Origin of the sequence: Devosia chinhatensis, from assembly GCF_000969445.1 — a bacterium.
GTDB classification, from domain to species: Bacteria; Pseudomonadota; Alphaproteobacteria; order Rhizobiales; family Devosiaceae; genus Devosia; species Devosia chinhatensis.
Genome location: NZ_JZEY01000061.1, coordinates 22858 through 40877, shown reverse-complemented (window position 1 = coordinate 40877; position 18020 = coordinate 22858). Strand labels below are relative to the sequence as shown.

The 18020-nt window shown below is 62.5% G+C and carries 24 protein-coding genes; 11 read left to right on the top strand and 13 right to left on the bottom strand.

Going from position 1 to position 18020, the window contains the following annotated elements; all coding sequences use genetic code 11:
• Nucleotides 1-47: 47 nt before the first annotated feature.
• Nucleotides 48-674 (top strand): CoA pyrophosphatase, encoded by a 627-nt coding sequence (locus VE26_RS10620; protein ID WP_052715843.1) that lies wholly within the window; start codon nt 48-50, stop codon nt 672-674.
• The gene (locus tag VE26_RS10615) at nt 671-1852 is read left to right on the top strand and encodes a CCA tRNA nucleotidyltransferase (RefSeq protein WP_046105281.1); all 1182 of its coding nucleotides are present in this window, start codon (nt 671-673) and stop codon (nt 1850-1852) included. Before VE26_RS10620 ends, VE26_RS10615 begins: the two co-directional genes overlap by 4 nt.
• Here VE26_RS10615 and VE26_RS10610 read toward each other — a convergent pair.
• Both VE26_RS10610 and VE26_RS10605 read right to left on the bottom strand, forming a co-directional pair.
• Nucleotides 1846-2043, bottom strand: coding sequence for a DUF1059 domain-containing protein (locus VE26_RS10610; protein WP_046105280.1), 198 nt, complete (start codon nt 2041-2043; stop codon nt 1846-1848). The two genes, VE26_RS10615 and VE26_RS10610, sit on opposite strands and share 7 nt — an antisense overlap.
• A gap of 58 nt (nt 2044-2101) precedes the next feature.
• A complete protein-coding gene (locus VE26_RS10605; protein ID WP_046105279.1) occupies nt 2102-3268 on the bottom strand; it encodes an AAA family ATPase in 1167 nt (388 codons plus the stop codon).
• 62 nt (nt 3269-3330) lie between these two features.
• Between VE26_RS10605 and VE26_RS10600 the strand changes: the two genes are divergently transcribed.
• Nucleotides 3331-3918, top strand: a complete 588-nt coding sequence (locus tag VE26_RS10600; protein ID WP_046105278.1) for a DUF2062 domain-containing protein — start codon at nt 3331-3333, stop codon at nt 3916-3918.
• Here the strand turns inward: VE26_RS10600 and hemF are convergent.
• Complete coding sequence (hemF, locus tag VE26_RS10595) at nt 3872-4744, bottom strand: oxygen-dependent coproporphyrinogen oxidase (RefSeq protein ID WP_046105277.1); 873 nt, start codon at nt 4742-4744, stop codon at nt 3872-3874. The genes VE26_RS10600 and hemF overlap by 47 nt on opposite strands.
• Before the next feature lie 17 nt (nt 4745-4761).
• Complete coding sequence (locus VE26_RS10590) at nt 4762-5226, bottom strand: tRNA (cytidine(34)-2'-O)-methyltransferase (RefSeq protein ID WP_046106234.1); 465 nt, start codon at nt 5224-5226, stop codon at nt 4762-4764.
• Between the two features lie 235 nt (nt 5227-5461).
• On the opposite strand from VE26_RS10590, the gene petA reads away from it, so the two are divergent.
• The 5 genes from petA (at nt 5462) to VE26_RS10565 (ending at nt 9116) form a co-directional block, all read left to right on the top strand.
• Complete coding sequence (gene petA, locus VE26_RS10585) at nt 5462-5989, top strand: ubiquinol-cytochrome c reductase iron-sulfur subunit (RefSeq protein ID WP_046105276.1); 528 nt, start codon at nt 5462-5464, stop codon at nt 5987-5989.
• A 14-nt stretch (nt 5990-6003) separates the two neighbouring features.
• Nucleotides 6004-7254: a cytochrome b gene (locus VE26_RS10580; protein WP_046105275.1), complete on the top strand. Its 1251-nt coding sequence runs from the start codon at nt 6004-6006 to the stop codon at nt 7252-7254.
• Between the two features lie 14 nt (nt 7255-7268).
• Entirely contained in the window at nt 7269-8138 is an 870-nt protein-coding gene (locus tag VE26_RS10575) for a cytochrome c1 (RefSeq protein WP_052715842.1), read from the top strand.
• Between the two features lie 225 nt (nt 8139-8363).
• The gene (locus VE26_RS10570; RefSeq protein WP_046105274.1) at nt 8364-8558 is read left to right on the top strand and encodes a hypothetical protein; all 195 of its coding nucleotides are present in this window, start codon (nt 8364-8366) and stop codon (nt 8556-8558) included.
• Between the two features lie 24 nt (nt 8559-8582).
• Nucleotides 8583-9116 carry an adenine phosphoribosyltransferase gene (locus tag VE26_RS10565; protein WP_046105273.1) on the top strand — a complete coding sequence of 178 codons (534 nt, stop codon included), beginning with the start codon at nt 8583-8585 and terminating at the stop codon, nt 9114-9116.
• Between the two features lie 29 nt (nt 9117-9145).
• Here VE26_RS10565 and VE26_RS10560 read toward each other — a convergent pair whose 3' ends face one another.
• The 6 genes from VE26_RS10560 to VE26_RS10535 form a co-directional block, all read right to left on the bottom strand.
• A complete protein-coding gene (locus VE26_RS10560; protein WP_046105272.1) occupies nt 9146-9547 on the bottom strand; it encodes a GFA family protein in 402 nt (133 codons plus the stop codon).
• A 75-nt stretch (nt 9548-9622) separates the two neighbouring features.
• Nucleotides 9623-10024 carry a VOC family protein gene (locus VE26_RS10555; protein WP_046105271.1) on the bottom strand — a complete coding sequence of 134 codons (402 nt, stop codon included), beginning with the start codon at nt 10022-10024 and terminating at the stop codon, nt 9623-9625.
• 289 nt (nt 10025-10313) lie between these two features.
• Entirely contained in the window at nt 10314-11333 is a 1020-nt protein-coding gene (locus VE26_RS10550) for a TerC family protein (protein ID WP_046106232.1), read from the bottom strand.
• A 159-nt stretch (nt 11334-11492) separates the two neighbouring features.
• Nucleotides 11493-11837 (bottom strand): hypothetical protein, encoded by a 345-nt coding sequence (locus VE26_RS10545; RefSeq protein WP_046105270.1) that lies wholly within the window; start codon nt 11835-11837, stop codon nt 11493-11495.
• Between the two features lie 31 nt (nt 11838-11868).
• Nucleotides 11869-12426, bottom strand: a complete 558-nt coding sequence (locus tag VE26_RS10540; protein WP_052715841.1) for a MaoC family dehydratase — start codon at nt 12424-12426, stop codon at nt 11869-11871.
• Nucleotides 12423-12902 carry a MaoC family dehydratase gene (locus VE26_RS10535; RefSeq protein WP_046105269.1) on the bottom strand — a complete coding sequence of 160 codons (480 nt, stop codon included), beginning with the start codon at nt 12900-12902 and terminating at the stop codon, nt 12423-12425. Before VE26_RS10535 ends, VE26_RS10540 begins: the two co-directional genes overlap by 4 nt.
• A 156-nt stretch (nt 12903-13058) precedes the next feature.
• Here VE26_RS10535 and ychF point away from each other — a divergent pair, with 156 nt between their 5' ends.
• The 3 genes from ychF (at nt 13059) to VE26_RS10520 (ending at nt 15448) form a co-directional block, all read left to right on the top strand.
• Complete coding sequence (ychF, locus tag VE26_RS10530; protein WP_046105268.1) at nt 13059-14156, top strand: redox-regulated ATPase YchF; 1098 nt, start codon at nt 13059-13061, stop codon at nt 14154-14156.
• Nucleotides 14157-14369: 213 nt separating this feature from the next.
• Entirely contained in the window at nt 14370-14912 is a 543-nt protein-coding gene (locus VE26_RS10525; RefSeq protein WP_152658821.1) for a hypothetical protein, read from the top strand.
• Nucleotides 14912-15448, top strand: coding sequence for a hypothetical protein (locus VE26_RS10520; protein WP_046105266.1), 537 nt, complete (start codon nt 14912-14914; stop codon nt 15446-15448). The genes VE26_RS10525 and VE26_RS10520 overlap by 1 nt, the downstream gene beginning before the upstream one ends.
• A 51-nt stretch (nt 15449-15499) precedes the next feature.
• On the opposite strand, the gene pth is transcribed toward VE26_RS10520, so the two are convergent.
• The 3 genes from pth to VE26_RS10505 form a co-directional block, all read right to left on the bottom strand.
• Complete coding sequence (gene pth, locus VE26_RS10515; RefSeq protein WP_046105265.1) at nt 15500-16210, bottom strand: aminoacyl-tRNA hydrolase; 711 nt, start codon at nt 16208-16210, stop codon at nt 15500-15502.
• Between the two features lie 66 nt (nt 16211-16276).
• Nucleotides 16277-16900: a 50S ribosomal protein L25/general stress protein Ctc gene (locus VE26_RS10510; RefSeq protein WP_046106230.1), complete on the bottom strand. Its 624-nt coding sequence runs from the start codon at nt 16898-16900 to the stop codon at nt 16277-16279.
• Between the two features lie 164 nt (nt 16901-17064).
• Nucleotides 17065-17997: a ribose-phosphate pyrophosphokinase gene (locus tag VE26_RS10505; protein WP_046105264.1), complete on the bottom strand. Its 933-nt coding sequence runs from the start codon at nt 17995-17997 to the stop codon at nt 17065-17067.
• Nucleotides 17998-18020: the final 23 nt, after the last annotated feature.

The following is an 18020-nucleotide window of genomic DNA, read 5'->3' as shown; positions in this document are numbered from 1 at the left end:
CGGCTTGATCTAATGTTCAGCCGAGACTGATGGTTTGCCGGTGATTTTTGGCCCTGGACACGCATATTATCGATCTACTCACTGAAAAGCTGCTGCGGGAGCCGCCATCGCTGCGACCGGCGCGGGACCTCGTGCCCGACTGGACGCCGGTCATTCCGGCGACGCGACCACCTGTGCCAGCAGCAGTGCTGATCGCGCTGGTGCGCCGGCCTGAAGGCCATACCGTGCTCTACACCGAGCGATCACCTGACCTCCGGGCACATTCCGGCCAAGTGGCGTTTCCCGGCGGCAAGGTGGACCAAGACGATGTCAACGTCGCCGCCGCTGCCCTGCGCGAGGCACAAGAGGAAGTGGGCCTGGCGCAGGCCGATGCCAATGTGCTGGGCTATATGCCGACCTATTATACCGGCACCAATTACCTCATCACCCCCGTGGTCGCCGAGGTGTCGCCCAGTGGACCGTTCGTGCCCAATCCGGGGGAGGTGCATTCGGTCTTCGAGGTGCCCCTGGCGCGAATTCTCGATGCCGGGACTTATGGCCGGTTCCGCATCAGCCGGGCGGGCAAGGAGCATTCGACCTGGCAGATCGACCATGACGGCCATCTCATCTGGGGCATTACGGCCAATCTGACCCGCCAGTTTCGCGATCTGGTGCTGGGCGAGGTTCGGCCATGATACCGGAACGGCTGGAAAAGGCGGAATGGCTGGCCAGGCCTGACGTGCAGGCGATCTTTGCGGCGCTGGACGGCGCCGAGGGGCGCACAAGGGCCGTGGGTGGCATCGTTCGGGACAGCCTGATCGGAAGGCTTCGCAACGACAGCGATATCGACATGGCGACCGAATTGCTGCCGGTGACGGTGATGCAGAAGGCAAAGGCGGCAGGGATATCCGCTTATCCCACGGGCATCGACCACGGAACGGTGACGCTGCGCCTGGGTGAGACCCAGGTCGAGGTGACGACGCTGCGGCGTGACGTGGCCACCGATGGTCGTCATGCCGAAGTGGCCTTCGGTACCGACTGGACTGAGGATGCGCGACGGCGGGATTTTACACTCAACGCGCTTTACTGCTTTGCCGATGGCCGCCTGTTCGATCCGCTTGGGGGCGCAGGGGATCTCGTCAACGGGCGGGTCCGGTTCATCGGGGATGCCACCCGGCGCATCGCTGAAGACGGTCTTCGCGTCTACCGGTTTTTTCGCATCTCGGCGAGCCATGGCGAGCAGCGTTTCGACCCCGAGGGCCTCGCGGCCTGCCGCGATGCCGCAGGGAGGCTGGACCATATTTCGCGGGAGCGGGTGGGCCACGAGATGCTTCGGATGCTGAGCCTGCCGCGCATCGCGCTGACCCTGGCGACCATGCAGGCTATCGGCCTCCTTCCCGTCTCGGGGGAGCGGCTGGAGGCGCTGCATCGCTATGAAGGCATCGGCGGGCAGGACGTAGCAGCGCGAATGGCGCTGATCAGTGTTTCCCCCCAGGATTTGCAGGCACAATGGCGGCTGAGCAGGGCCCTGGTGGATCGGGTCGCACGGATCGCAAAGGCCGCTGCGCTTGCCGGCGCGGACAAGCTCAACTGGGCTGCTTATCGCTATGGCGAAGAAGCGGTGGAGGGGCTTGCAGTCGCAGCATCTGAGGACAATTGGCCCAGAGACCGGCTGATGGAAGCGGCGCGGGAGCTGGCGCGGCTGCCGGTGCAACCTTTGCCGGTGAGCGGGCAGGATCTGATCGCCCTCGGCATGGTCGCAGGGCCGGATATCGGGCGGGCTCTCGCGCGGCTCGAAAAGAGATGGGTCGAGAGCGATTTCACCCTCGACCCGGAAACCTTGCTGGCAACTGAAGCCGCGTCGCGTCAGTGACGGGCCTGGCCCTGGTCGTCGACATCGACGATGCGTTCCTTGATACGCTCGATCATGTCGGGGCGTATTTCAGTTTCGCCATTGATGTTCTTCATGTTTTCGACGGCACGGCGGACCACTTCTGCCTCGCTCTCGGCCTGGGCATGCCAGGTGGAACCGGGAATGAGAGTGCCCGAATCAAAGCGTTTCATTGCTGAATCTCCTTTGTGGTGCGTCTGGAAAAACGCCGGGCTGCCCATTGAGTTCCGATCAGTGATCCTCGGGGAAGAGCCCAATCTGCGAGAGGCCTTCAAGCCAGGTGCCGTCATCGGACCGGATGACGCGGCGCGGGGTGATGCCGGAAAGTTCGGCAATGGCCGTGGCCAGGGCGGCCGAGTGGGTGACCACCCATATCTGGCTGCGACCGGCCGCATTGACAATCATGCGGGCAAGGAGCGGCAGAAGCGAGGGGTGGAGGCTGGTCTCGGGTTCGTTGAGCGCGATGAAGGGCGGCAGCCGATAGGCGAGGAGGGCGCCTGCCAGAGCCAGGAATTGCAGCGTCCCGTCGGAAAGCTCGTGCGCGAGGAAGGTGCGTTTGGGCATTTCGGGATAGCACAGGCCGAAATTGACGGCCTCGCCCAGGGTGACGTCGAGCCGGGCCCCGCCAAAGGCGTCGGCAATGATGGCGTCGAGGTCTATCGTATCCTCGCGGATGAAGCGCAGGGTGGCCAAGACAGCGCCCAGATTGTCGCCCGAGGCGCTGAGCGTGGGTGCGGTGACGGCGCGGGAGGGGCGGCGCAGGGCGGAATCGGCGTCAGTGCGGAAGCCATGATAGAAGCGCCAGGCCAGGATCGTGTCGCGCAAGGCAGCGACCTCGGCATAGGGGCCAGGTCTCGAGAGGGCGGTCTCGCTGGCGAGCAGATCAATGGCGGCGTTCTCGCGCTGACCCTCCTCGTTACGCGCCCAGACCTGGGCTTCGCGGCGTTCCATGAGGATGATGGGCCGGCGCTCGGCCAGGGTGATTGCCTCGCGACGGATCTGGGCCTCGTTAGGAAAGGCGGCGCTGGCCTTCGCGGCAAAGCCGATTTCGATGCGATAGCGCTGGGCAATTCCGGTATCGCTGGCGTCAAGGCCAACCTCGAGCGCGAGGCGATGCGCTTCTCCCTTGCGATAGCCATCGGTGCGAAATTGCGGATCGAAGCTGCCATCTGCGGTGAGATTGCGTCCGCCCGCCCAGAAGATCGAGGCAAGGCCGCCCTCGCGGGCAATCTCGTCGGCCAGGGTGCCGCGCGCCGAGGCCTGGATCAGCTCCAGGCTGCGGTAGAGATTGGTCTTGCCCACGCCATTGCCGCCGACCAAAACCGTGACCTGGCGCAGCGGAAACCGGATGGCGCGAATGGAGCGAAAGCCGGTAATGTCGACATCGGTCAAAGGCATCGGATCACCTCGGTGGGGCGGTGGCGGAGTGGCAAGTCGTCACCAATTCGGGCGGACCGGCAATGAAAAACACGAAATCGTGGCGCGACCGGGTCTGGCCGCGCATGGGCTGGAAACGTTACCTGGCCTATCTGCAAAAGCGGCTGATGCGGCTTTCGGGCAGTGCGCATGCTATCGCTGCGGGCCTGGCCTCGGGCGCCGCCGTGGCCATGCTACCGCTGTTCGGGCTGCATTTCGTTCTGGGGCTGGCTCTGGCCTTCGTGACGCGCGGCAATATCGTGGCCGCGGCGATCGGGGCGCTGTGGGGCAACCCGCTCACCTTTCCGCTGTTCGTGGCTGCCGGCTATGGGTTGGGCGACTGGCTGAGCGGCGGAGGCGGGGTGAGCCCGCAGGAGGCCGCGCTGGTGCACGAGATCGCGCAGAAGCTGCCCCATGGCCTGATCTCGCAGGAATTTGAGGCGCTGGCGCCAACCTTTGTCACGACGCTTTTCGGCTCCCTGCCGCTGGCCATCGGCACCTATGTACTGGTTTATGGCTTCGTGCGCTTGCTGGTGCTGCGGTTCCGTAGGGCACGCCTGGCGCGGCTTCGGAGGCGGCAGGAGATCACGGCCACTTCACCGCCGGCGGCATTGAAGACAGGATCGAATTGACATTGCCGCCGGTCTTGAGGCCAAACGTGGTGCCGCGATCGTAGAGCAGGTTGAATTCCACATAGCGGCCGCGCCGCACCAGCTGTTCGTCGCGCTCCGCCTCGGTCCATGGCTTTTCGAACTGGCGCCGCACGAGCTGGGGATAAATGCCCAGGAATGCCTCGCCCACGGCGCGCGTGAAGGCGAAATCGGCGTCCCAGTCCCCGGAATTGAAGTGATCGTAGAAGATGCCGCCAACGCCACGCGGCTCGTTGCGATGGGGCAGGAAGAAGTATTCGTCGCACCAGGCCTTGAAGCGTTCGTAGTCGACGCCGGGGCGGTTTTCGCAGGCGGCCTGCATGGCGGCGTGAAAGTCGATCGTGTCGGGATCGGTCTGGGTGCGGCGATTGTCGAGGACTGGGGTCAGGTCGGCGCCGCCGCCCCACCATTGCCGCCCGGTGACGATCATGCGCGTGTTCATGTGCACCGCCGGCACGTGCGGGTTCCAGGGATGGACGATAAGCGAGATGCCCGAACTCCAAAAGGCGGTGCCGGCTTCCGTCCCTGGCATCTGGCGGGCAAATTCCTCGGTGAAGTGCCCGTGCACGGTGGAGATGTGTACCCCCGCTTTTTCGAAGACGCGGCCATGGAGCATGCCCATTTCGCCGCCGCCCCCAGCGGCGCGATCCCAGGGGCTGCGCTCGAAAAGGCCGGGCGCCATATCGGCATTGGGGCCGGTCAGCTCGCGCTCGATGGCTTCGAATTCGGCGTGGATGCGGTCGCGCAGGGTGCGGAACCAGGCGCTGGCCGCAAGTTTCTTGGCGTCGATATCGGCAGGAAGGGTCATGGCGGGGAAATGGACTTTCAGGACAGATCTGTAAAGCGGCCAGTCTGCCGCATGGCTTCGGCCAGAACCATGCTGCCGGCGATGGCGACATTGAGCGAGCGCATGGTTTCGCGCATCGGGATGCGCACGCGCAGGTCGGCCTCGGCCGCTACCGCATCGGGTACGCCGGCGCTTTCCCGGCCCAGCATGAGAATATCATCGGCCCCATAATCCACCGCAAAGGCGGATTGGCTCGACTTGGTGGTGAGCAGGACCAGCCGGCGTCGCGCCGCGCGGCGCCAGGTTTGGAAAGCGGCAAAACTGGCATGCTCGACCAGCTGCGCCTGATCCAGGTAATCCATGCCCGAGCGCGCCAGATTGCGCTGGGTGATGGCAAAGCCGGCCGGGTGGATGACATGCACTGCGACCCCCAGGCAGGCGCCAAGGCGCAGCAGGGTGCCGGTATTGGCGGCAATATCCGGTTGATAAAGGGCAAGGTCGATGGCCAAGACCGGTCGCTCCACAGCTGAACAAGCGCCCGGTTTCCGGGCGTGGCACGGGTATAGTGTCGCAGTTTGCCCCTGTCACGGTTCGCGCACTGGACAAGTTCTTATGACAGTGCAAAAAGGACGCTACCTGACGGGCCGCTTGAGGGCGGCCGGCGGCACGATTCTGCCTATGGGATCGCGATCGCCGGGGCCGGCCCCGTCAATTGTGCATCGTACGGGGATACGGACCTTGGCCACGCAAGCTGAACATTCATCCACGAACCGGCGGGACTTTCTCTATGTCGCCACGGGCGCCGTCGGCGTCGTCGGCGCCGCAGCCGTGGTCTGGCCGTTGATCAACCAGCTCAATCCCGACGCCTCGACCCTGGCGCTGGCAAGCATCGAATTCGATGTCGGCGCCATTCCCGAGGGGCAGTCGGTGACCATTACCTGGCGCGGCCTGCCGGTCTTCGTGCGTCACCGCACGGCGGCCGAGATCGAGGAAGCCCAGGCGGTTCCGCTCAGCGATCTCAAGGATCCCGAGACCGACGAGCAGCGCACCAAGCCGGGCCACGAACAATGGCTGATCATGATCGCCAACTGCACTCATCTCGGTTGCGTGCCGGTGGGTGAATCGGGCGATTTCGATGGCTGGTTCTGCCCATGCCACGGGTCGCACTACGATACGGCCGGCCGTATCCGTCGCGGGCCGGCGCCCCTCAACCTGGTGGTGCCGCCTTATGAATTCGTCAGCGATACGCTGGTCCAGATCGGCTAGTGGGGGCTTTTCCGATGTCTGATCACTCTACCTATATTCCGGGAAATGCCGTCGAGAAGTGGCTCGACGACCGCCTGCCGGTCGTTCGGTTTGCCAAAGAACACCTGATGGACTTCCCCACGCCGAAGAACCTCAATTACTGGTGGACGTTCGGCGCCATCCTGGTCATGTGTCTGGGCGTCCAGATCGTCACCGGCATTATCCTGGCCATGCACTACACGCCCAACGTGGCCATGGCTTTCGACTCGGTCGAGCACATTCGTCGCGACGTCAATGGTGGTCGCATCATCCAGGCCACTCACGCCGTGGGCGCCTCGATGTTCTTCGCTGCTCTATACATCCACATCTTCCGCGGCCTGTTCTACGGCTCGTACAAGGCACCGCGCGAAATCCTCTGGATCCTGGGCGTCATCATCTTCCTTCTGACCATGGCTACCGCCTTCATGGGCTACATCCTTCCCTGGGGCCAGATGTCCTTCTGGGGCGCCACGGTTATCTCCAATATCTTCTCGGCCATCCCGCTGGTCGGCGAGCAGATCAAGCAGCTGGTGCTGGGCGGGTTCTCCGTGGGCAATCCGACGCTGAACCGCTTCTTCTCGCTGCATTACCTGCTGCCGTTCATCATCGCTGCCGTGGTGGCGCTCCATATCTGGGCGCTGCACGTTCCGGGCAACAACAATCCGGTGGGCGTCGAAGTGAAGGACAGCCGCGACACCGTTCCCTTCCATCCGTACTATACGATGAAGGACCTGTTCGCGATGGTCGTGTTCATGATCCCGTTCGCCTGGTTCGTGTTCTTCGCGCCGGACATCCTGGGTCACCCCGACAATTACATCATGGCCAATAGCCAGGTGACGCCGGCACACATCGTGCCCGAATGGTACCTCCTGCCGTTCTATACGATCCTGCGCGCCATCGACTTCAATATCCTGTTCATCGACTCCAAGCTGGGCGGCGTGATCGCCATGGGCGGCGCCATCCTGATGCTGCTGATCCTGCCGTGGCTGGACACGTCCAAGGTGCGCTCGGGCTCGTTCCGCCCGATCTTCAAGTGGTTCTATGGCCTCTTCGTGCTGAACTTCATCGCCCTGGCCTATCTGGGTGCGCAGGAAGCCGCCGAGCCCTACACCACGCTCGCCAAGGTCTGCACAGCCTACTACTTCATCTACTTCCTGGTGGTGCTGCCGGTGCTCTCGCGCATCGAAAAACCAAAGCCGCTGCCGACCAGCATTTCCGAGAGCGTTCTCGGCAAGGCACACGCGTGAGTAGGGCGATAGACATGTTCAAGAACAAGATCATCATCGCCGCGCTCGCTGCCATTGTCGGCCTCTCGACAGTGCAGGTGCAGGCCGCAGAAGCCGGAAAGCACCCGGAACGCGTCAACTGGAGCTTCGCAGGTATCTTCGGTACCTATGACCAGAACCAGTTGCAGCGCGGTTTCCAGGTGTTCCGGGAAGTGTGCGCCAGCTGTCACGGCGCCCATCTCCTGGCGTTCCGCAATCTCAGCGAGCCGGGTGGTCCGAGCTTTTCCGAGGAGCAGGTAAAGGCGCTGGCCGCCGAGTACCAGGTTGCCGATCCGACCGCCGATGGCGGCATGCGTCCGGCCGTGGCTGCCGATCGCTGGCCGTCCCCGTTTGCCAACGATCAGGAAGCGCGCGACGCCAATGGCGGCTCGCTGCCGCCGGACTTCTCGGTGCTGGCCAAGGCTCGCGGCGTCAAGGATCCGTTCCCGACCTGGGCGTTCAACTACTTCACTGCCTACCAGGAAGGCGGCGTGGACTATATCCATGCCCTGCTAACCGGGTACCACGAAGAAGTGCCCGCAGACGCACCGCACAGCTCCGACGGCGAGCCCTTCCAGTTGCCCGAGGGCAAGTATTACAACGACTACTTCCCTGGACATGCCATCGGCATGGCGCCGCCGCTGGCCGATGGCCAGATCACCTATACGCCCGGTGAAGACGGTGTGGCCGTTCCCGAGACGCTCGAGCAATATTCGACGGACGTGTCGGCATTCATGATGTGGGTGGCCGAGCCGCATCTGGTGAGCCGCAAGCAGACCGGTTTCGTGGTCCTGTTGTTCCTTGTCGGTTTCGCCGGCCTGCTCTGGGCCACCAAGCGCAAGCTCTGGTCCGGCATCGAACACTGATCTCGCCCGCACCGCGGAAAATCTCCCCGGTGCGATGATTGCAGCAAGGGTCAGGCCGCCGAGCCAAGCTCGAAGGGCATGCACGGGATGACACATTTTGAAAGGGGCCCCCTGGGGCCTCTTTTGTTTTGTGGCGGAAAGCCGTGTGCGCCTTTGCGTGAAGGCCTTGCCAAGCCAGGCAAATGCCACGATATTCCCGTTGAATTCGGTGTTGGAGGAATTGCGATGTCCGCCATTCGCCTGGCCGTTACCGTGGTCAGCACTGCACTTGCCGTCAGCCGTCACCCGGCTGTGCGCGCGGGCGTGCATGCCGTGGTCAGCAACCCCAAGACGCGCGAAACGGCCATCAACACGACGCGCAATGCCGCCTACAATGCCGGCGTCATCGCCCGACACCTGCTGGGCCGCAACAAGTCCTAACCCTCTCTCCTTGCAAGGCCTTCCATGTCGCTCGACCTGAAGTCGCTCGTCCGCACGATTCCCGACTATCCCAAAAAGGGCATTCTGTTTCGGGACATCACGACGCTGATCGAGCATCCCGAGGGCTTCAAGGACAGCATCGAGCAGATCGCCGCGCGCTATCGGGGGCAGGGGATCACCCATGTCGCCGGGATCGAGGCCCGGGGTTTCATCTTCGGGGCGGGCGTGGCCATTGCGCTGGGGACGGGTTTCGTGCCGATCCGCAAGAAGGGCAAGCTGCCCGGAGAAACGATCGGGCAGAATTACGCGCTCGAATACGGCGTCGATACGATCGAAATCCATGCCGACGTGGTGGGGCCGGGTCACAAAGTGCTGCTGGTGGACGATCTGATCGCCACGGGCGGCACTGCCATTGCGGCCATTGGGCTCCTGCGCCGGACGGGCGCAGTATGTGATGACGCGGCCTTTGTCATCGACCTGCCCGAGATCGGTGGCGCCGCCAAGCTCGAGGCCGAAGGCGTGCGCGTTTCATCGCTGATGGCGTTCGACGGGCACTAGCGTTTCAAGTCGCCCCCAGGTACTCGGAATCACCAATTGTTGCGTCCATCCAGGTGTTCGATCTCGAGTTTGGACCAATCGAGATCGTCCACGAGGTTGAGATTGACCTGCAGCTTTGTCAGTTCAGGGACCAGCGCCGTGTCGTCGCCCTTGGGTGTGCCGTCATTATTATAGGCGGCCGACCAGTCCACACTCTCGCCCCAGGTCTGCATGCCGCAATGCCTGCAGAAATGATGCAAGCCGTAGGCGGGATTGGTGGAATAGCTACCTTCATCCTCGGCGCTCAGGATTTTCAGATCACCCACGGAATAATAGGCCCACACGGCGCCCGTGCGCTGGCAGAAGGTGCAATTGCACCGCGCGGCCTTGGTCGGGTGGCCGGGAAGGGCGATGCTGGTCTTGCCGCAATGGCAGGAGGCGATGAGGGTCATGAATTGGCTCCGTCTCTGATCGACCGAGACTGGAGCGGGGCGCTGACAGGACGTGTCAGCACCCGCCGACGGTGTCTAGGCGGCCACGCGCTCGGCTTCAGCCTTGCTGTCGACCAGAACGAACTGGTTGCCTTCCGGGTCGCGCATGATGGTGTAGGTCGGCAGGACACGCTCGACGCTGGCACCCGATAGCGAGAGCCGATCGACCTCTGCGGCCCGATTGGTGACGCCGATATCGAAATGCACCCGGTTGTTCTCGGGGCGTTGGCCCTCGACATTCTGGAAGCATAGCGAGGGGCCGGGCCCGTCGACCATGATGGTCGTGGGTTCGGCTGGATCAAGGCCCAAGGCCAGGGAGAGCGCGGCGCTGGTCATGTCCGGCTGGCGGACGGCATAGCCATCGAGCAGGTCGGCCCAAAATTCGGCCAGAACAGCCGGCTGATCGCAATCGAAGACAATTTCGTGGATGGCACCCATTGTCCGATCTCCTTTGTCGTTACGGTCCATCCATTAACGGGAAATTAAGGCAAGAAAGGTGCAGGCCCGACCCTGTGGATGCCGGACTCACTTTGCTCCCTGCGCCAAGCCAGTTCACGCGCGGTTTTGGGCGCATGACACGCGGCTGCTCGGCACTTTGGAAGAGGCCGCCGAAATCGGCTGCAGATCGCGAATTGTTGCACGCGCTGGCAGCCGGGTGCGGGCAAGCAAAAAGGGCCGGCGTCAACCGCCGGCCCTTCCTCAATCGAATTGTGCAGTCACCTGTCGATCAGGGCTCGAGCTGGCCCGTCTTGGGATCGTCCTCGGCGCTGATATTGGGCTCGTTGCGGGTCTTCCACAGCGAATAGAACACGCCGGCAGCCAGGATCGAGATGGTCAGGCCCAGCGAGATTGCGGTGGGCACGTGATAGCCAAAGGGCACCAGACAGATCTTGATACCGATCATCACCAGGATGATCGCCAGCGATACCTGGAGGTAGCGGAAGCGGTTCATCGCAGCGGCAAGCGCGAAGTAGAGCGCGCGCAGGCCGAGAATGGCGAAGATGTTTGATGTGTAGACGATGAACGTATCCTGCGTCACGGCGAAGACGGCGGGCACTGAGTCGACCGCAAAGATCAGGTCGACGATTTCCACCATGATCAGCGCGACGGCAAGCGGGGTCAGCCAGGTGACGATCTTGCCGGTCTTGGGATCGGGCGCCTTGATCGTGAAGCGGCGGCCATGCAATTCGCGCGTGATGCGGAAGCGCTTGTTGAGGAACTGGAAGATTTTGTTCTCTTCCAGGTTCGGCTCTTCATCCTTGTGGCTGAACATCCTGATACCGGTGAAGATCAGGAAGGCACCGAAGAACAACAGGATCCAGCTGAACTGGTAGACGAGGGCCGCGCCGATGCCGATGAGGATGGCACGGAAGGCGATAACGCCCAGAATGCCCCAGAACAGCACGCGGTGCTGGTAGAGCCTAGGGATGCCGAGGAAGCCAAATATTGTGGCAATGACGAACATGTTGTCCATCGCCAGTGACTGCTCGATCAGATAGCCGGTGTAGAATTCGAGGCCTGCCTGCGCTCCGCGCTGGAACCAGACCCAGGCGCCGAACGCCATGGCAATACAGACGTAGAAGCCGTAGAGCAGCAGGCTTTCCTTGGCTTCGATCTCGTGCTCATCCCGGTGGAGGATGCCAAGGTCGAAAACAAGCAAAGCGATCACGATCGTGATGAACGCGATCCAGAAATAAACGGGTGTACCGAGAAAATCGCCCGATAGGGCGGCAAGAAGCGATTCCATCGCCGGACCTTCTCCATGAACTTGGTGGAGCAGCTCCGACATCGCCATAGCGGGAAACCATGACCAGAGGGGCCCGGCGCTGCGCGATGAAAATGCTCCAGTCGGCGCAAAGTTTCAAGCCCCCGCGTGCAAGTGATGCTCACGCGGCGCAAAAAGGCCCTAGCGCGGGGTGCAGAGCATGACGATGGTTTCGGCGGTTTCCATCTGCAGCGCGACTCCATAGGTGGGATCGTTGACCACGCGAACCGCCTGGATGCCGCCATTGGAGCGCAGGTTGCCGTCGTTGATGCCCACGCCGTCCTGGTACGGGGTCAGCGTGCCGCTGCCCGAATTGGGGTCGCCTGCCACGCGGGATGCCCAGCCATAGACCTGGCCATAGAGCGTGAAGATGCCCACCCGCTGCGTCGTGGCATCCCTGCAGCTCCAATTGCCCTGGTAGACCTGGGCAAGGGCAGGGAACGCGGAACAGGCGGTGAGGGCGAGGACAAGGGCGAATCGGCGCATGCATGCACAGTGCCGAGCAGCCCAGCCGGTTTCAAGAGCCCCGTCTGATCAGCTTTCCGAGAACGGGGGTTCTGCTGAGTGCCATCATGACCTTGAGCCGAAGGGGCATGCGATAATCGCGGCGTTTTGAAAAGCCCACGAGATCGGCGGAATAAACGAGTTCGCCGCGCTGGTTGATCGCCGTGATACGGTTGAAGAGCAGGCCCCAGCCGGGAATGGAATTGGATGGGCGCTTGTCCGTCACGGTCAACTCGTAGGTGACGGTGTCGCCCGGACGGACCGGAACCTTGAAATCCATGGCATTGACCCCGGGCGAGGGACCCGACACGCCGGGCTCCTGTCCCAAGGCCTGCAGACGCTCTTCTTCGGCAAAGAGCGCGTCTACCATCTTGCGGTGCCCGACGCTGACCGTGTGCCAGCCCGAGGCGATCAGGCCGCCGAAATGACTGTGGCGCGCCAGCTCTGGATTGATGTGAAAATATTGCGGATCGTAGAGAGTGGCGAAGTCGATGATTTCCTCGGCGGAAAAGGTGTGGCTGCCCAGGGGAAAGGCTTCGTCGATGGTGATATCCTCGAACCAGCGGGTCATGGCCGGGCCTCCGGATTGCGGCACTCGACCAGGTTGGCCAAGCGCATGGTCATGACCGGCTTGTCCTTCTGGTTGCGGATATCGAAGTCGAGCGTGACAATGCCCCATTGCGGATGGGTGGCAGAGCGACGCAGTTCGGCGATCGTGGCGGTGCCCCCGATCGTATCCCCGACCATGACAGGATTGCGCCACTTGAGATCGCGAAAGCCCAGGCCGCCGCAGGAAGCGATGGTAGAGAGGAAGGCGTCGACCAGCATGCGCAGACTGAGCGCGCCGGTCTGCCAGCCGCTGGATGCCAGCCCACCGAGCAGGCTTTCCCTGGCCGCTTTTTCATCGAGATGGAACGGGAAGGGATCGAATTCGCGCGCAAAGCCGACAATCATGTCGCGGCTGACGGTCGTTGTTCCCAGAGTGATGATTTCGCCGGTCGAGAGATCTTCGAAATGGCGCCGATCATGTGTGACTGGATTGGTCATTTGCTTGCCCTATGCGTCAAGCGGGTTTTCGCATGAGTGGCCGGATAGGGCAAGGCGAGGGGCCGCCGCAGTGTACGAACGGCTCTTGCCCGCTCAAACATTGACATCGGCAGCGATCCGACCCAATTGGAGCCCAACAGTTTCCCGGAGACACAGATGGGCTTCAAGATGGGCATTGTCGGCCTGCCGAATGTCGGCAAGTCGACGCTTTTCAACGCACTGACCCGCACCGCGGCTGCGCAGGCGGCCAATTTCCCCTTCTGCACGATCGAGCCCAATGTGGGCGAGGTTTCCGTGCCCGATCCGCGGCTCGAAAAGCTGGCTGCGATCGGCAAGTCGGCCACTATCCTGCCGGCGCGCATGAGCTTCGTGGACATTGCGGGTCTGGTGAAGGGCGCCTCGCAGGGCGAGGGGCTGGGCAATCAGTTCCTTGCCAATATCCGCGAGACCGACGCGATCGCCTATGTGCTGCGCTGCTTCGAGGATTCCAACGTCATCCACGTGTCCAACAAGGTCGATCCGCTGGCCGATGCGGATGTGGTTGAAACCGAACTTATGCTTGCCGATCTCGAAAGTCTCGAGAAGCGCCGCGCCGGCGTCGAAAAGAAGGCCAAGGGCAACGACAAGGAAGCCAAGGTCACCCTCGAGCTGATTGACCGCGCGCTGGCCGTGTTGCGCGAGGGCAAGTCCGCCCGCTTCGTCAAGCGCGATCCGGAAGAAGAAAAGGCGTTCCGTGAGCTGCAATTGCTGACCAGCAAGCCGGCGCTCTATGTCTGCAATGTGGACGAGGGTTCGGCTGCCACCGGCAATGCGCTCAGCCGCCAGGTCGAGGACTATGCCAAGGCCAATGACGCCGGTGTGGTCGTCATTTCGGCGGAGATCGAAAGCCAGCTGGCTCAGCTTTCCGACGAGGAGCAGGCCGAATATCTCAGCTCGCTCGATCTCGAGCAGCCCGGCCTCAACCGGCTGATCCGTGCCGCCTATGATCTTTTGAACCTGCAGACCTATTTCACCGTGGGCCCCAAGGAAACGCGCGCCTGGACCATTCACAAGGGTGACCGGGCGCCCCAGGCCGCCGGCGTCATCCACACCGATTTCGAGCGTGGTTTCATCCGCGCCCAGACCATCGGCTATGACGACTTTGTCGGGCTGAACGGTGAACAGGGCGCCAAGGAAGCGGGCAAGGCCCGTGACGAGGGCAAGGACTACGTCGTCAAGGACGGCGACGTGATGCTGTTCAAATTCAACGTCTAGCCGCGTACGGGCGGACGTTCCTACGCTTGAGAAAGCCGGCGCCTGCATCTCCTGCAGCGCCGGCTTTCTGCGTCGGCCGCGCTAGAGAGATAGCTCCGTTCCAAAATCGCTGCCCGTCGAAATTTTTCGAAAAGTGACCAAGGGCAGACCTTACCCGCCAAGGTTTTTGTGTCCGCACACGTCTCACCTCACAACACACTCGAGGAGAGAGCAATGCGCATCACACTTGCCGTCATGTTGGCCCTGATGGCCGCCAGCCCGGCCGCCGCCCAGATCGAGGACGATTTCGCCGAGGCCAACCGGATTTTCGGACAGGTGTCGGCAGACAGCGTCGTCGAGGATATTGAGGGCGAGTGGCTGCCTCTGAGCGTGCTTTCCAACGCTCAGGGCACCGATCCCGACCCTGGCCTGATCAACAGCCTCATCGAGCGCATCTGCGGCAATGATCCTGTGCGGGGCGCGCTGATGACTGCACTGGATGGTACGAGCTTTGAAATGGTGGCGGCCAATAGTGGTGGCGAACTGGTCTATCGCTTCGACTGGATTGCCGGCTCGCAGTTTCATCGCAATGTCGATCCGGAAGCCTTGTTCCGTGTCTTCAAATTCGACACGATGGAAGGCGAGAATGGCGTTGCGATGCGCGCCCGGGCGCTCGAGCAGAACAGCAGTCGCGTCGACCTGTTTCGCGTATCGCCCGACCTGCTGGCTATGGTGACGCCGGGCCGCGCTGAACTCTTTGGCCGCTGCCCGGAGTGATGAGCACGGTGAGGCGTGCCGGCCTTGCGCTCATCGCCATTCTCGCGATGAGCGCAGCGCCGAACGTCCTGGCGCAGAGCGCGGTGGAGGACGCTGTCGATACATTGAGGACGTTCGGCAAGGTCGAGGGCCTGGACGGGCGCTGGATCTGGGCGAATATGACGACACTGATCGATCCTGGCGCGCCTGACGGCGATGCGCTCGCGGAGAAGATGGTTCGCTTCTGCCCCGAGGATCGCGGTCCAATCATGGCGATTACCACTGTGGGCGATGGAGGTTTCGACCTCGGTATCGTTGATCAGCCGCGGGCCATGCATTGGCAGTTTCGGCGCGACCGGGCCGGTAGCAACAGTCAGTCGATCGATCTGGACGGCTTCTTTGCCGCCATCGGGCACGGCCCGGGGGACGCGAGAAGCCAGGGGCAGGTTGACTTCCTGCAGCGCAATAACGGACCCGTCACAATCATCCGCGCGGCAGAGGACGTCTTGTTGATCACCAACCGCACCGGCTTCGACATGTTCGTTCGCTGCGACTAGCGCCAAGGCGTAGCCTGAGACGCAATGGGCCGGTGCTGGCCAGTCTTGCTTTCAGGTCTTGCCGAAAAGCTTGTTCAGCATATCGGCCATGGGGCCGGATTTGGGTACATCCACCTGCGGCCGGGCGGTGCGGGCCTGGCGGATATGGCTCTGGCCGGCAGAGACGGGCTTTTCGGATTTTGCAGGGGGAGCCTCGTCACCCTTGAGAGCCAAGGCGAGCTTGTTCATGAAGCCGCTGTCGTCGCCCTTGAGCAGGAGCGGGACCTGGCGGGCGACCTCGTCCAGCAGGGGGTCGAGCCAGGCCTTGTCGGCCTTGGCAAAGTCACCCAGCACATGGTGGGTGACATTCTCCTTGCCCGGATGGCCGATGCCGAGGCGGACGCGCTTGTAATCGAGGCCGATCTGGGGATCGATCGACCTCAGGCCGTTATGACCGCCATTGCCGCCACCGACCTTGACGCGCACCTTGCCGGGCGCCAAGTCCAGCTCATCGTAGAAGACGATCACATCGGCGGCCGGTATCTTGTAGAAGCGGGCGACCTGCTGAACGCTGTCGCCGGATTTGTTCATGAAGGTCTGCGGCTTGAGCAAGAGCACGCGATCGGGACCAATGCTGCCCTCGGCCTGCTGGCCGGCATGCTTGGACTTCCAGGTCGGTATATGATGCGCGGCCGCGATGGCGTCGATGGCCATGAAGCCGATATTGTGGCGGTTGCCGGCATATTGAGCGCCGGGATTTCCAAGGCCGACAAGCAGTTTCATGGGCTACTCCAAAACAAGAGGGGCGACCCGAAGGCCGCCCCAAAGCATAGCAGAAAAGCCACGCGATTACTCGGCGGAGGCTTCGCCTTCTGCGTCTTCAGCGTCTTCGCCAGCCGACTTCAGCGCCGACGGAGCAACCAGGGTCGCGATGGTGAAATCGCGATCGGTGATCGTGGCGGTCACGCCCTTGGGCAGGGTCACGGCCGAGATGTGGATCGAGTCGCCGATTTCATAGCCGGACAGATCGACGGTGATCTCTTCGGGAATGGCATTGGCCGGAACCGAGACTTCCACGGTATGGCGGACGATGTTCAGGGTACCGCCGCGCTTGAGGCCGGGGCTCTTTTCTTCGTTGATGAAGTTGACATGCACTTCAACGTTGAGCTTGGCATTGCCCGAGACGCGCAGGAAGTCGATGTGGACGGGCTGGTCCATGACGACGTCGAGCTGGTAGTCACGCGGGATCACCTGGTGAATGGTGCCGTCGACGTCCAGATCGAGCGTATGGGACTTGAAGCCACCCGCATAGATGAACTTCAGAGCGTCCTTGTATTCGACGGAAACGGTGACGGGGGGCTTCTTGTCACCATAGATAACAGCGGGAACACGTCCCTGACGACGCAGCTCACGAGCGGCCCCCTTGCCCACTCCCTCACGCGCCTGTGCCTTGAGCACCTTGTTGGCAGCCATGGAAATCATCCATTCTGGTTTGGTGTATGTCACTCCAACAGCAACATACGCGCCCGTCCTCCAGGGGTGACGAGCGCTTCATGGGCGCGGGATATAGAGGAAAGGGGGCCGGGGAGCAAGGGGAAGCGTGGCCTTGCCACCCTTTCGGCACCCCATCTGCCAGATCAGTCGAAAAGGCTTGAAACGCTCTGCTCGCTGGCCGTGCGGGCGACGGCCTCGCCGATCAGGGCGGCGATGGACATGCGCCGGATGTTGGCAGCCCGGCGGGTGGCTTCGGTGTCGAGAATGGAATCGGTCACCACGAGCTCCTTGAGCTTGCTGGCCGCGATCCGTTCGGAGGCGGTGCCCGAAAGCACGCCATGGGTAATATAGGCCGAGACTTCCTTGGCGCCGGCCTTGAGCAAGGCTTCGGCGGCATTGACCAGCGTGCCGCCAGAATCGACGATATCGTCGATGAGGATGCAGGTCTGGCCCTCGACATCGCCGATGATGTTCATCACTTCCGAAACGCCGGCGCGGGGGCGGCGCTTGTCGACAATGGCCAGGCTGGCGCCGATGCGGCTGGCGACGTTGCGGGCGCGCACCACGCCGCCGACATCGGGCGAGACGATCATGACGTTCTTGACGTCGTAATTGTCCTTGATGTCGCGCACCATGACCGGGGCGGCGGTCAGGTTGTCGGTGGGAATATCGAAAAAGCCCTGGATCTGAGCGGCATGCAGATCCAGCGTCAGGACGCGGTTGGCCCCGGCCTCGGTGATGAGATTGGAGACCAGCTTGGCGGAGATGGGCGTACGCGGGGCGGACTTACGATCCTGCCTTGCATAGCCGAAATAGGGCAGGACGGCCGTGATGCGGCGGGCCGAGGAGCGGCGCAAAGCATCGGCAATGATCAGCAGCTCCATCAGGTTGTCATTGGCGGGGTAGCTGGTTGACTGAAGGATGAAGACATCCTCGCCGCGCACGTTTTCCTGCACTTCAACATAGACTTCGTTGTCTGCGAAGCGCTTGACGGTACAATCGGTCAGCGGAAGTTCGAGATAGCTGGCGACAGCCTGCGCCAGCGGACGGTTGGAGTTGCCGGTCACCAGCTTCATGATCGCGATCCTGTCTCAACTGG

Excerpts from the sequence above, each read along its gene's own strand:
- VE26_RS10570 (WP_046105274.1), top strand. The coding sequence starts at position 8,364 with ATGTCCGCCATTCGCCTGGCCGTTACCGTGGTCAGCACTGCACTTGCC.
- VE26_RS10600 (WP_046105278.1), top strand. The coding sequence starts at position 3,331 with ATGAAAAACACGAAATCGTGGCGCGACCGGGTCTGGCCGCGCATGGGC.
- VE26_RS10555 (WP_046105271.1), bottom strand. The coding sequence starts at position 10,024 with ATGGGTGCCATCCACGAAATTGTCTTCGATTGCGATCAGCCGGCTGTT.
- VE26_RS10510 (WP_046106230.1), bottom strand. The coding sequence starts at position 16,900 with ATGGCTGCCAACAAGGTGCTCAAGGCACAGGCGCGTGAGGGAGTGGGC.
- VE26_RS10545 (WP_046105270.1), bottom strand. The coding sequence starts at position 11,837 with ATGCGCCGATTCGCCCTTGTCCTCGCCCTCACCGCCTGTTCCGCGTTC.
- pth (WP_046105265.1), bottom strand. The coding sequence starts at position 16,210 with ATGAAACTGCTTGTCGGCCTTGGAAATCCCGGCGCTCAATATGCCGGC.
- VE26_RS10610 (WP_046105280.1), bottom strand. The coding sequence starts at position 2,043 with ATGAAACGCTTTGATTCGGGCACTCTCATTCCCGGTTCCACCTGGCAT.
- VE26_RS10575 (WP_052715842.1), top strand. The coding sequence starts at position 7,269 with ATGTTCAAGAACAAGATCATCATCGCCGCGCTCGCTGCCATTGTCGGC.
- VE26_RS10540 (WP_052715841.1), bottom strand. The coding sequence starts at position 12,426 with ATGACCCGCTGGTTCGAGGATATCACCATCGACGAAGCCTTTCCCCTG.
- VE26_RS10505 (WP_046105264.1), bottom strand. The coding sequence starts at position 17,997 with ATGAAGCTGGTGACCGGCAACTCCAACCGTCCGCTGGCGCAGGCTGTC.
- VE26_RS10525 (WP_152658821.1), top strand. The coding sequence starts at position 14,370 with ATGCGCATCACACTTGCCGTCATGTTGGCCCTGATGGCCGCCAGCCCG.
- VE26_RS10565 (WP_046105273.1), top strand. The coding sequence starts at position 8,583 with ATGTCGCTCGACCTGAAGTCGCTCGTCCGCACGATTCCCGACTATCCC.
- VE26_RS10550 (WP_046106232.1), bottom strand. The coding sequence starts at position 11,333 with ATGGAATCGCTTCTTGCCGCCCTATCGGGCGATTTTCTCGGTACACCC.
- VE26_RS10520 (WP_046105266.1), top strand. The coding sequence starts at position 14,912 with ATGAGCACGGTGAGGCGTGCCGGCCTTGCGCTCATCGCCATTCTCGCG.
- VE26_RS10560 (WP_046105272.1), bottom strand. The coding sequence starts at position 9,547 with ATGACCCTCATCGCCTCCTGCCATTGCGGCAAGACCAGCATCGCCCTT.
- ychF (WP_046105268.1), top strand. The coding sequence starts at position 13,059 with ATGGGCTTCAAGATGGGCATTGTCGGCCTGCCGAATGTCGGCAAGTCG.
- VE26_RS10535 (WP_046105269.1), bottom strand. The coding sequence starts at position 12,902 with ATGACCAATCCAGTCACACATGATCGGCGCCATTTCGAAGATCTCTCG.
- VE26_RS10580 (WP_046105275.1), top strand. The coding sequence starts at position 6,004 with ATGTCTGATCACTCTACCTATATTCCGGGAAATGCCGTCGAGAAGTGG.
- hemF (WP_046105277.1), bottom strand. The coding sequence starts at position 4,744 with ATGACCCTTCCTGCCGATATCGACGCCAAGAAACTTGCGGCCAGCGCC.
- VE26_RS10605 (WP_046105279.1), bottom strand. The coding sequence starts at position 3,268 with ATGCCTTTGACCGATGTCGACATTACCGGCTTTCGCTCCATTCGCGCC.
- VE26_RS10615 (WP_046105281.1), top strand. The coding sequence starts at position 671 with ATGATACCGGAACGGCTGGAAAAGGCGGAATGGCTGGCCAGGCCTGAC.